Source organism: Phycicoccus sp. Soil748 (assembly GCF_001428025.1).
In the GTDB taxonomy this organism is placed as follows: Bacteria; Actinomycetota; Actinomycetes; order Actinomycetales; family Dermatophilaceae; genus Pedococcus.
Genome location: NZ_LMSC01000007.1, coordinates 131,745 through 142,524 on the forward strand (window position 1 = coordinate 131,745; position 10,780 = coordinate 142,524).

A 10,780-nucleotide genomic window follows, 5' to 3' on the forward strand; every position below is an offset into this window, starting at 1 on the left:
CCTCAGCGGCCGACGGGCGAGAGGCCGAGCGAGCGCCCGGCCAGTCCGCGCGAGCGGGTGGCGAGGCCGCGCGCGATGCCCCGCAGGGCCACGCCGGCGGCGGAGTCGGGGTTGCGCAGCACGACGGGCAGGCCCTCGTCGGCGCCCTCACGCAGGTTGGTGTCGAGCGGGATCTGGCCCAGCAGCGGCACGTCGGCGCCCACCGCGCGGGTGAGCGACTCGGAAACACGCTGGCCGCCGCCCGAGCCGAAGATCTCCTGGCGCGAGCCGTCGGGCAGCTCGAGCCACGACATGTTCTCGATGACGCCGACGATCCGCTGGTGCGTCTGCAGGGCGATCGACCCGGCGCGCTCGGCGACCTCGGCGGCGGCCTGCTGCGGGGTGGTCACCACGAGGATCTCGGCGCCGGGGATGAGCTGGGCCACCGAGATCGCGATGTCACCGGTGCCGGGCGGCAGGTCGAGGAGCAGGACGTCGAGGTCGCCCCAGAACACGTCGCCGAGGAACTGCTGCAGCGCCCGGTGGAGCATGGGGCCGCGCCACACGACGGGCTGGTTGCCGGGGACGAACATGCCGATCGAGATGACCTTCACGTCGTGGCTCACCGGCGGCAGGATCATGTCGTCGACCTGCGTCGGGCGGTGCTCGACGCCGAGCATGCGCGGGACCGAGAACCCGTACACGTCGGCGTCCACGACGCCCACGCGCAGGCCGGAGGCGGCGAGCGAGGCCGCGAGGTTGACGGTGACCGAGGACTTGCCGACGCCACCCTTGCCGGACGCCACGGCGTACACGCGGGTGAGGCTGCCGGGCTTGGCGAAGGGGATCTCGCGCTCGGCGGTGCCACCGCGCAGCTGGGTGCGCAGGGCGGTGCGCTGCTCGTCGCTCATGACGCCGAGGTCGACCTTCACGCCGGTGACGCCGGGCACGGCGGCCAGCGCGCGGGTGGTGTCCTTGGTGAGCGTGTCCTTCATCGGGCAGCCCGACACGGTGAGCAGGATCGTGACGGCGACGCGGCCGGCCTCGTCGACCGTGCAGCTCTCCACCATCCCGAGCTCGGTGACCGGCTTGCGGATCTCCGGGTCGATGACCGTGGCCAGGGCTTGGTGGAGGGCCTCGTCGGTCACTGGGGCTGCGGGGTGGGACATGCCCCCATGCTAGGTCGCGGGCAGGTCGCGCGAAGAACCGGTGCCGCCGGCAGCGCTGTCGTCCTCGTCACTGCGCTGGCGCACCTCGAGCCCGCGGTCCTCCATCTCCTCGAGCAGGCTGCGCAGCTCGGAGCGGACGAAGTCGCGGGTCGCGGTGTCGCGCATGGCCAGCCGCAGCGCCGCGACCTCGCGGGTCAGGAACTCGGTGTCGGCGAGGTTGCGCTCGTCCCGCGCGCGGTCCTGCTCCAGGGCCACGCGGTCGCGGTCGGCCTGGCGGTTCTGCGCGAGCAGGATCAGGGGCGCGGCGTACGACGCCTGCAGGCTCAGCATGAGCGTGAGGAAGATGAACGCGTAGGGGTCCCAGCGCAGGTCGGCTGGACCGACGGCGTTCCAGCCGATCCACAGGACCACGAACGCGGTCATGTAGATGAGGAAGCGCGGTGTGCCCATGAAGCGGGCGAAGCGCTCGCTCCAGACGCCGAAGGTCTCCTGGTTGACGGATGGGCGGGGCAGCAGGGTGCGGCGCGTCTCGCGCGGCTGGTCGAGCCGGGCGACGGCGCGGCCGGGGCGCTGGTCAGCCACGGGTCACCTCGTGCCGCTCCTCGCGCCAGTCGTCGGGGAGGATGTGGTCGAGCACGTCGTCGACGGTGACCGCGCCGACCAGCCGGCCGTCCGCGTCGACGACCGGGACGCCGACGAGGTTGTAGGTCGCGAGCATGCGCGTGACCTGGCCGAGCGGGGCGTCGGCCGTGAGGGGCTCGATCTCCTTGTCGAGGATGCCGCCGATGGAGCCGTGCGGGGGCTCGCGCAGCAGGCGCTGGATGTGCACCATGCCGAGGTACTTGCCCGTCGGCGTCTCGTGCGGTGCGCGGCAGACGTAGATGGTGGAGGCCAGGGAGGGGGAGAGCTCGACCCGACGGACGACGGCGAGGGCCTCGGCGATCGACGCCTCCGGCCCCAGGATCACCGGCTCGGTGGTCATCATGCCGCCGGCCGACTCCTCGTCGTAGGTCAGCAGGCGGCGCAGGTCGGCGGCCTCGTCGGGCTCCATGAGCTGGAGCAGCTCCTCCTGCTTCTCCGTCGTGAGGTTGTGCAGCAGGTCGGTGGCGTCGTCGGGCTCCATGGCCTCGAGCACGTCGGCGGCGCGCTCGACGGGCAGCGAGTCGAGGATCTCCACCTGGTCGTCCTCGGGCAGCTCCTCGAGGACGTCGGCCAGCTTGTCGTCGTCCATCGCCTCGGCCACCTCGGCCCGGCGCTTGGGGGACAGGTCGTGGATGACGTCGGCGAGGTCGGCGGACTTGAGGTCGTCGTAGGTCTCGAGCAGCAGCGCCGCCGACTGGCCGCTGGAGGACTGGTGGATGCCGCTGACGTCCTCGACGGGGACCAGCACCGTCGCTCCACGACGCCGGCGGAACGGCCCGAGGCTGCCACGGCCGGGACCGCCCTGGCGGACGAAGACCTTGGAGATGGACCAGTCGCGGCTGCGCTCCTGCTCGATGGCGACGTCCTCGACCGTCGCGGCGTACGGCCCCTCGGGGTCGGCCACGGTCACCGGGCGCTCGAGGATCTCGGCCATGACCAGGACCTCGTTGGTGCGCTGCTCGAAGCGGCGCATGTTGACCAGGCCGGTGGTGATGACCTGGCCGCCGTCGACGGAGGTCACCCTCGTCATGGGCACGAAGACGCGACGTCGGCCGGGCACCTCCACGACGAGGCCGATGACGCGGGGACGTCGCCGGGAGGCGCCGAACGTCACCACGACGTCGCGGACGCGACCCACCTGGTCGCCGAGCGGGTCGAACACGCTCAGGCTCGTCAGGCGGCCCACGAAGACACGCGACGGAGTGCTCACGCCGCAAGGCTATCCGGCTGGTCAGTCCCCGGCAGGGAGGTGGCTGCCGCGACGGCGGCGCGGGCGTCCACGCCAGTGCCACGGGCGCCAGTGGGAGGTCGTCGCGTCGGACGGCGGGACAGGTGCGGCCCCTGACCCCGCGCCGTACGAGCCAGGTGCCTCGAGCGGCGCCCCGAAGGGGGTGACGGCGCGGACGGTGCACTCGCGCGACCAGCGCTCGACCACGTCGTCGGTGGCGTTGAGGCGCCCGGCCTTGAGCGCCTCGGTGGCCGCGGCCCACTGCTCGTCCTGCGGGCCGACCTCGCGCACGCTGGCGTTGACGGTCAGGAGCCGGCCACCGTTGTGCTTGCTGCGCAGCACCAGCACGACCTCGGCAGGCAGCCACGGCAGCGTCTGCTCGCCCGGGCCCGAGACGACGTAGACGGTGTCGTCGGCCCACGCGTGCCAGAACGGCCAGGCGCGGTCGCCGGGCGGTTGCACCCACATCAGGCCGGACTTGGCGGCAGCCTCCGCGAAGAGCGCGGTGACGTTGAGCTGGGTGACCGCTGCCGGGCCCGCGCTCGCGTCAGCGGGGGTCGCGCCGGCCACGGCCGGGGCGGCGCCGGGCCCCTCGCTGGCGGTGTCGGTCACACGTGAACTGTGTCATAACCGCCCCGGCTGCGTCGCTGCTAGCGTCGCCGCGTGCGCAGCCCCAAGGACTTCTTCCGACCCCTGGCCGTGGGCGCTCCCGCCCCCCTCACGCAGGTGCCCGCGAGGCCCTCCCGGGTGATCCACTTCTTCGACCCGGGCAACGAGAAGATGGCGGCGAAGGTGCCTGCCATGGTGGGCACGGTCGACGTCCTGCTCGGCAACCTCGAGGACGCCGTCAAGGCCGACCGCAAGGTCGCGGCGCGCGAGGGGCTCGTGGCGATCGCCAAGGCCACCGACTTCGGCGACTCCACCCAGCTGTGGACCCGGGTCAACAGCCTCGACAGCCCCTGGGTGCTCGACGACCTCACCACCCTGGTCACCGAGATCGGCGACAAGCTCGACGTCATCATGGTGCCCAAGGTGCAGGGCCCGGAGGACATCCACTACGTCGACCGCCTGCTGGCCCAGCTCGAGGCCAAGGCGGGCCTGACCCGGCCGATCCTCGTGCACGCCATCCTCGAGACCGCCCGCGGCGTCGCCAACGTCGAGCAGATCGCCGGGGCGAGCCCGCGCATGCAGGGCATCTCCCTCGGACCCGCCGACCTCGCGGCCGACCGCCGGATGAAGACGACGCGCGTGGGCGGCGGCCACCCTGCCTACCTCGTGCGCCAGGACCCGCCCGCCGGCGTCGACGACGCGGTCCACGCGTCGCGGGCCACCTACCAGCAGGACCTGTGGCACTACACGATCGCCCGCATGGTCGACGCCTGCGCGATGCACGGGATCTTCCCCTACTACGGCCCGTTCGGGGACATCGCCGACGTCGTCGCCTGCGAGGACCAGTTCCGCAACGCCTTCCTGCTCGGCTGCGTCGGCACGTGGTCGCTGCACCCGGTGCAGGTCGAGATCGCCAAGCGGGTGTTCAGCCCCTCACCGGAGGACGTGGCGCACGCGCGTCGCGTGGTCGAGGCCATGGGTGACGGGACCGGCGCGGTGATGCTCGACGGCAAGATGGAGGACGACGCCTCCCTCAAGCAGTGCCTGGTCATGCTCGAGCTCGCGGAGCGGCTCGCCGCGCTCGACCCCGAGCTCGCGCAGGCGTACTCCGCGCAGTCGCCCCAGCCTGCGGGCGGGGGTGCGTGATGGGTGATCCCCACGGCTCGCAGGAGCAGGCGGCCTACCGTCCGCGGAGGTCCGTGCTCTACATGCCGGCGTCCAACGAGCGCGCGCTCGAGAAGGCCAAGTCACTGCCGGTCGACGCCCTGATCCTCGACCTCGAGGATGCCGTGGCCCCGGATGCAAAGGTGGAGGCGCGCGAGAACGCCTGTGCTGCAGCACGATCGGGTGACTACGGCCGGCGCGAGGTGACCATCAGGGTCAACGGCAGCGGCACCCAGTGGCACGAGGACGACCTGCGCGCGGTGTGCGCGGCCGGACCGGACGCCGTCGTGGTGCCCAAGGTCGGGTCCGCCGACGAGGTCCGTCGGCTCGTCGGGGCGATGGAGGCGGCGGGCGCGCCCGCGCACACCGAGCTCTGGGCCATGGTCGAGACCCCGCGGGCGATGCTGCACTGCGAGGAGATCGCCGCCGCGTCCGACCGCCTGACCGTCCTGGTCATGGGCACCAACGACCTGGCCAAGGAGCTGCGGGCGGAGCACGTGCCCGGCCGGCAGCCGCTGCTCGCGGGCCTCGGCCTCTGCCTGCTGGCCGCCCGGGCCACCGGCAAGGCCATCCTCGACGGCGTCTACAACGACGTCCGCGACGCCGATGGTTTCGCCGCCGAGTGCCGCCAGGGCCGGGAGCTCGGGTTCGACGGCAAGACGCTCGTCCACCCGGGTCAGGTCGAGGCCTGCAACGAGGTCTTCGCTCCCAGCCCCGAGGCCGTCGAGGAGGCCCGCGGCCTGCTCGCCGCCTGGGAGGCCGGCGCCGGGGCCGGGGTCGTGGTGCACCGGGGCCGGATGGTCGAGGCGCTGCACGTCGACACCGCCAGCCGGGTCCTGGCCGTCCACGAGGCCATCACCGGGGGCGCCTCGAACGGTTGAGGAATCAACCGGGAGATCGAGGCAACCTTTCTCGTCCCCACCGCGTCTGGGTGGTTGCGGTCGTCCTCGGGGGGAGGGCGGCCGCACCATGCTTTCCGGCCCGGACCGCGTCCCGCCGGGTCTTGCAGCGCCCCGCCAGGTCTCGGGTCGGCAACGAGGCGGGTTTCGCGACAACCAGTTTGCGTGCTGGTGCGTCACCATGAGTGAGGTTCCGTACGGGCGGGGGAGTCCCCGCGTGCGCTGACGAGAGGGACACCATGCACCAGAAGCGGCTTCGCTCGACCACCGTCCTCGCGGCGGGGGTGCTCGCGGCGGTCACCGCGCTCTCCGGGTGCGGCGGCCTGTCCCTCGGGGGGAGCGCCTCCTCGAGCACCGGCGCCGCCCCGGCGTCGTCCACCTCGGCGCCGTCCCCCACGAGCGAGGCGCCGACGGTGACTGCACCCAGCACCTCCAGCAGCGGGACGAGCACGGCGCCCACCACCTCCGCACCCAGCCCCAGCACCTCCAGGCCGACGCCGAAGCCGAGCCCGTCCAAGCCCGCCCCCACACCGACCACCCCGAAGCCCAAGCCGACCCCGGTCGAGGGCGACACGCTCCACGTCGGCGACACCGGCCCCTACGTCCGGTCGGTGCAGCAGCGGCTCAGCGACCTCGGCTACTGGAACGGCACCCCCGACGGCCAGTACGGCGGGCTCACCGCCCAGGCCGTCATGGCGCTGCAGAAGGCGGCCGGCCTGGGACGCGACGGCGTCTACGGACCCTCCACCCGCCAGGCGCTGAAGGCCGGTGTGCGGCCCGTCTCCCGCATCGGCGGCACGGGCATCGAGATCGACAAGGCCCGGCAGCTGCTCCTGGTCGTCCGGGGTGGTGCGGTCACCATGGTCCTCAACACCAGCACCGGCAGCGGCCAGCCCTACACGAGCGGCGGCGTCGAGTACACGGCCACGACGCCGGTCGGTACCTACTCGGTCTTCCGCTCGGTCGACCACCTCGACAAGGGGCCCCTCGGCGACCTGTGGCGCCCGCGCTACTTCAACGGCGGCATCGCTGTCCACGGCGCCGGGTCGGTGCCCGGGTACCCGGCGTCCCACGGCTGCGCCCGCGTCACCAACGCGGCGATGGACATGATCTGGGCGACCAACACCATGCCGATCGGGAGTCGCGTCGTCGTCTACTGACGACCCTTCGCCGTTCTGGCATGGCTCGAGCTCCCTACTGGCGCAATGTCTTCGCGATCCACTCGAGCTGCGGCCCGGCGTGGTCGCGCCAGTAGGTCGCGGTGTGGCCGCCCTCGTCGAAGGTCGGTCTCGCCGACGGCAAGGCCCTGGCGAAGGCCCGGTTGCCGGGGACGAACGGGTCGGACCGCCCGCAGTCCAGCCGCACCGGTATGCGGGAGAGCACGTCGGTGCGCCGGAACACGTCGTGGGCGATGAAGTCCTCGCGGTCGTCGAAGGCGCCGGGTGCGCTGAGCCCGGCGTCGGTCCACAGCGCCGCGCTCTCCGCGACGACGGCACCGACCCGGTCCGGGCCGAGCTGCGAGGCGAGCAGCAGCGACCCGTACCCGCCCATGGACCACCCGAGGAAGGCGACCTTGCCGGACCAACCGGTGAGCTCGTGCAGCATCGGCAGGAAGTCGTCGACGACCATGGCGCCGGTGTCGACGCCCGCCCGCCTGGCGTGCCAGTAGTAGTCGCCGCCGTCCACTGCGGCGACGGCGAGGCCGGTGTCCTGGACGTGCTCGTCGAGGCCCACGATGCGAAAGGCGTGGCTGGCGTCCCCACCCTTGCCGTGCAGGACGACGACGAGGGGGTGCTGGTCGTCGCGCCCCTCGGTGGGCGTGGCGAGCTGCCAGTGGACGTCCCGTCCGGGCCAGTGGCGGCTGTGCAGCGTGCCGGACCGTCGCCCGGGCTGGGGACCGGCGCACGCCGCCAGCGAGAGCGCGCTGCCGGCAGCGGCTCCCGCCGCCCCCAGCAGCACCCCCCGCCGGCTCACCGTCGCCATGCCGCGAGCCTAACCGGGGCTACCAGCGCGACGTGGCCTCCGCGACCAGGTCGCCGAGCAGCTCGCCCTCGTCGACCGGCAGCCCGCGCGTCACGAACCAGCGGCACATGTTGCCCACGTCGCGCTCGAGGAACTCGAACCCGCGGGGGTTGCCGATGATGTCGACGATCTGCGGCCAGTCGATGATGACCAGGCGCTCGCCGTCGAGCAGCACGTTGTAGGGCGACAGGTCGCCGTGGGTCCAGCCCTGCCGGGCGAGCAGCACCATGGCGCGGCGCAGCTGCTCGAAGAGCTCGGCCAGCAGGTCCGGCGCCGGCCGGGCCTGGGCCAGCCGTGGCGCGGCGACGCCGTCGGTGCCGACCAGCTCCATGAGCATCTCGCGGTCGCTCAGCTGCACCGGGTAGGGCACCGGGAGGCCGAGCTCCCACAGCGTGCCGAGGGCCGCGAACTCCGCTGCGGCCCACTGCCCGGACAGCAGCTCGCGACCGAACTCGGTACGTCGCGCCATGGCCCGCATCTCGCGGCTGCGGCGGACGCGTCGGCCCTCCTGGTAGCCGGCGTCCCGGTGGAACATGCGGTGCTCGCCGGTGCGGTAGCGCTTGGCGGCGAGGTGGCTGTCCAGGGCGGGCTCGCTCGTGCCGTCGGGCACCCAGCGGCGCACGACGTGGACGTCGGCCTCCTTGCCGGTCTTGATCACGCCGAGGTCGGCCTCGACGGCACGGAGGGCGGTGATGACCCAGTCGGGCCGGGGTTTCGGACCGTGCGTGGCACCGTCCCAGCTCGACCAGCGCTCGCCCTCGGGCGGTGCGTCAGGAAGGCTGTCGAACGAGAACTCGGTGTTCTCCTGTGAAGCGTGCAACGGAAGACTCCATCGTGGAAGGGGTGTGGGCGCGAGGGCAGCCCGGGACCGTCATGGACATGTCGCCCCTCCTTCTGTTCGATGTGGTCTCCCCTTCAGGGGAGTCGTGCCGCGGCCTGTGGCGCGGCGTGCGCTGCCATGGTGGCAGCCGTGACGTGACGCTCGCTACCGAATAAACCCTGTGCAGCACGCACCACGTGGCGCCGGGTCCGCGGGTGGGCAGGCTCACACGCCTGGCCGGTACCCACCGCAGGGGGCACTCGGCATACTCGCCAGCATGTCCCGACTCCAGACGACCGACGGCCTCACCGACGAGCAGACCGAGCTGGTCAAGCTCGTGCGGGAGTTCGTCGACGAGCAGATCATCCCGGTGGCGCAGGAGCTCGAGCACGCCGACGAGTACCCCGAGAAGATCGTCGAGGGCATGAAGGAGATGGGGATCTTCGGGCTCATGATCCCCGAGGAGTACGGCGGCCTGGGGGAGTCACTGCTGACCTACGCGCTGGTGGTGGAGGAGATCGCGCGCGGCTGGATGTCGGTCAGCGGCATCATCAACACCCACTTCATCGTCGCCTACATGCTGCTGCAGCACGGCACCGAGGAGCAGAAGCAGCGCTACCTGCCGCGCATGGCCACCGGCGAGGTGCGCGGCGCGTTCTCGATGAGCGAGCCGGGCCTGGGGTCCGACGTCGCGGCCATCAAGACGAAGGCGGTCAAGGGCGCCGGCGAGGGCCCTGACACCGAGTGGACGCTGACCGGCCAGAAGATGTGGCTGACCAACGGCGGCAGCTCGAACCTCGTTGCGGTGCTGGTGAAGACGGACCTCGGCGCCGACTCGGTGTACAAGAACATGACGACCTTCCTGGTCGAGAAGGAGCCCGGGTTCGGCGAGACCGCCCAGGGCGTCACCGTCCCCGGGAAGATCGAGAAGATGGGCTACAAGGGCGTCGACACGACCGAGCTCGTCCTCGACGGCCACCGCACCACCTCGGCCAAGATCCTCGGCGGCGAGCCCGGCAAGGGCTTCTACCAGATGATGGACGGCGTCGAGGTGGGCCGCGTCAACGTCGCCGCCCGCGCCTGCGGTGTCTCCATGCGGGCGTTCGAGCTCGGCATCACCTACGCCCAGCAGCGCGAGGCGTTCGGCAAGAAGATCGCGCAGCACCAGGGCATCCTGTTCCGCCTCGCCGACATGGCGACCAAGGTCGAGGCCAGCCACCAGATGATGGTCAAGGCAGCCCGGCTCAAGGACGCCGGGGAGCGCAACGACCTGGAGGCAGGCATGGCCAAGTACCTCGCGGCCGAGAACTGCGCCGACGTCGTCGAGCAGTCGTTCCGCATCCACGGCGGCTACGGCTACTCCAAGGAGTACGAGATCGAGCGCCTCTACCGCGAGGCCCCGATGCTGCTCATCGGTGAGGGCACGGCCGAGATCCAGAAGATGATCATCGGCCGACGGCTGCTCGAGGACTTCGCCCTCAAGGGGTGAGCAGCGCCCTCGAGGGGTGAGCAGCGCCGACAGGACGGGATCGTGCAGCGCGCTCCCAGCGGGTTTTGACACACTGGGGTCATGAGCACGCAGCCGAACGCCCTGAGCCGCTCCCGCGCCGTCCTCGCGCTGGAGTACCCGATGTCCCTGGGTCGCTACGACACCTACGACAAGGCACAGTTCGCGGTCGACTACCTGTCCGACCACGAGTTCCCCGTCCAGAACGTCCTCATCGTCGGCACCGACCTCAAGCAGCTCGAGCGTGTCACCGGCCGGCTCACCCGGGGCCGTGCAGCCATCGGCGGCATCATCTCCGGCGCCTGGCTCGGCCTGTTCGTCGGCCTGATCTTCTCCCTGCTCGACACCTCGAGCTCGGCCGGCCTCTCCAGCATCCTCGCCACCGTCGCGTTCGGCGCCCTCTTCGGCCTCGTCTGGAGCCTGCTCGGCTACCAGCTCACCCGTGGCCCGCGTGACTTCACCTCCGTCACCCAGGTCGTGGCCACGCAGTACGAGGTGCTCGTCGAGCACAAGTTCGCCGCCCAGGCGCGTGAGCTGCTCACCCAGATGGACCCCATGGCGGCCGCGCAGGCGCAGGCCCAGGCGAACCTCGACGCCGCGCGTCGCGCCCAGGCCGAGCAGGAGCACCCGCCCACCCCCTGAACCCGGGGCAGCCCGGTCCTACGTCGACAGCCGTAGGCAAGCCGACGCCACCGGGAGCACACTGCTAGTTGGCATCCGCCAAGCTGTCCCGCAGTCCCG

General features: G+C 72.0%; 11 protein-coding genes. 5 read left to right on the forward strand and 6 right to left on the reverse strand.

Annotated features, from left to right (window positions below; genetic code table 11):
* Positions 1-2 precede the first annotated feature (2 nt).
* Genes ASG70_RS08340 through ASG70_RS08355 form a run of 4 tightly spaced genes read right to left on the reverse strand, consistent with a single transcriptional unit; the run spans position 3 to position 3,630 of the window.
* Positions 3-1,148, reverse strand: coding sequence for an Mrp/NBP35 family ATP-binding protein (locus ASG70_RS08340; protein WP_056883385.1), 1,146 nt, complete (start codon positions 1,146-1,148; stop codon positions 3-5).
* Positions 1,149-1,157: 9 nt separating this feature from the next.
* Positions 1,158-1,730, reverse strand: coding sequence for a DUF1003 domain-containing protein (locus ASG70_RS08345; RefSeq protein ID WP_056883386.1), 573 nt, complete (start codon positions 1,728-1,730; stop codon positions 1,158-1,160).
* On the reverse strand, positions 1,723-3,000 hold the full coding sequence (locus ASG70_RS08350) for a magnesium transporter MgtE N-terminal domain-containing protein (RefSeq protein WP_056883387.1): 1,278 nt from the start codon (positions 2,998-3,000) through the stop codon (positions 1,723-1,725). The genes ASG70_RS08345 and ASG70_RS08350 overlap by 8 nt, the downstream gene beginning before the upstream one ends.
* A 21-nt stretch (positions 3,001-3,021) precedes the next feature.
* Positions 3,022-3,630: a hypothetical protein gene (locus ASG70_RS08355; protein WP_056883388.1), complete on the reverse strand. Its 609-nt coding sequence runs from the start codon at positions 3,628-3,630 to the stop codon at positions 3,022-3,024.
* Between the two features lie 51 nt (positions 3,631-3,681).
* Here ASG70_RS08355 and ASG70_RS08360 point away from each other — a divergent pair, with 51 nt between their 5' ends.
* From ASG70_RS08360 to ASG70_RS18870, 3 genes are all read left to right on the forward strand, one after another.
* Positions 3,682-4,773 carry a CoA ester lyase gene (locus ASG70_RS08360; protein WP_056883389.1) on the forward strand — a complete coding sequence of 364 codons (1,092 nt, stop codon included), beginning with the start codon at positions 3,682-3,684 and terminating at the stop codon, positions 4,771-4,773.
* Positions 4,773-5,672, forward strand: a complete 900-nt coding sequence (locus tag ASG70_RS08365) for a CoA ester lyase (RefSeq protein WP_056883390.1) — start codon at positions 4,773-4,775, stop codon at positions 5,670-5,672. The genes ASG70_RS08360 and ASG70_RS08365 overlap by 1 nt, the downstream gene beginning before the upstream one ends.
* 257 nt (positions 5,673-5,929) lie before the next feature.
* Complete coding sequence (locus ASG70_RS18870; protein WP_082590352.1) at positions 5,930-6,850, forward strand: L,D-transpeptidase family protein; 921 nt, start codon at positions 5,930-5,932, stop codon at positions 6,848-6,850.
* A 34-nt stretch (positions 6,851-6,884) separates the two neighbouring features.
* Here ASG70_RS18870 and ASG70_RS08375 read toward each other — a convergent pair whose 3' ends face one another.
* Both ASG70_RS08375 and ASG70_RS08380 read right to left on the reverse strand, forming a co-directional pair.
* Entirely contained in the window at positions 6,885-7,673 is a 789-nt protein-coding gene (locus ASG70_RS08375) for an alpha/beta hydrolase family protein (protein WP_056883391.1), read from the reverse strand.
* A 19-nt stretch (positions 7,674-7,692) separates the two neighbouring features.
* Positions 7,693-8,532: a serine protein kinase RIO gene (locus ASG70_RS08380; protein WP_056883392.1), complete on the reverse strand. Its 840-nt coding sequence runs from the start codon at positions 8,530-8,532 to the stop codon at positions 7,693-7,695.
* Positions 8,533-8,809: 277 nt separating this feature from the next.
* On the opposite strand from ASG70_RS08380, the gene ASG70_RS08385 reads away from it, so the two are divergent.
* Both ASG70_RS08385 and ASG70_RS08390 read left to right on the forward strand, forming a co-directional pair.
* On the forward strand, positions 8,810-10,021 hold the full coding sequence (locus ASG70_RS08385; RefSeq protein ID WP_056883393.1) for an acyl-CoA dehydrogenase family protein: 1,212 nt from the start codon (positions 8,810-8,812) through the stop codon (positions 10,019-10,021).
* A gap of 81 nt (positions 10,022-10,102) precedes the next feature.
* Positions 10,103-10,681 (forward strand): general stress protein, encoded by a 579-nt coding sequence (locus ASG70_RS08390; protein WP_056883394.1) that lies wholly within the window; start codon positions 10,103-10,105, stop codon positions 10,679-10,681.
* The last annotated feature ends 99 nt before the right edge of the window (positions 10,682-10,780 follow it).

Excerpts from the sequence above, each read along its gene's own strand:
- ASG70_RS08340 (WP_056883385.1), bottom strand. The coding sequence starts at position 1,148 with ATGTCCCACCCCGCAGCCCCAGTGACCGACGAGGCCCTCCACCAAGCC.
- ASG70_RS08365 (WP_056883390.1), top strand. The coding sequence starts at position 4,773 with ATGGGTGATCCCCACGGCTCGCAGGAGCAGGCGGCCTACCGTCCGCGG.
- ASG70_RS18870 (WP_082590352.1), top strand. The coding sequence starts at position 5,930 with ATGCACCAGAAGCGGCTTCGCTCGACCACCGTCCTCGCGGCGGGGGTG.
- ASG70_RS08375 (WP_056883391.1), bottom strand. The coding sequence starts at position 7,673 with ATGGCGACGGTGAGCCGGCGGGGGGTGCTGCTGGGGGCGGCGGGAGCC.
- ASG70_RS08385 (WP_056883393.1), top strand. The coding sequence starts at position 8,810 with ATGTCCCGACTCCAGACGACCGACGGCCTCACCGACGAGCAGACCGAG.
- ASG70_RS08390 (WP_056883394.1), top strand. The coding sequence starts at position 10,103 with ATGAGCACGCAGCCGAACGCCCTGAGCCGCTCCCGCGCCGTCCTCGCG.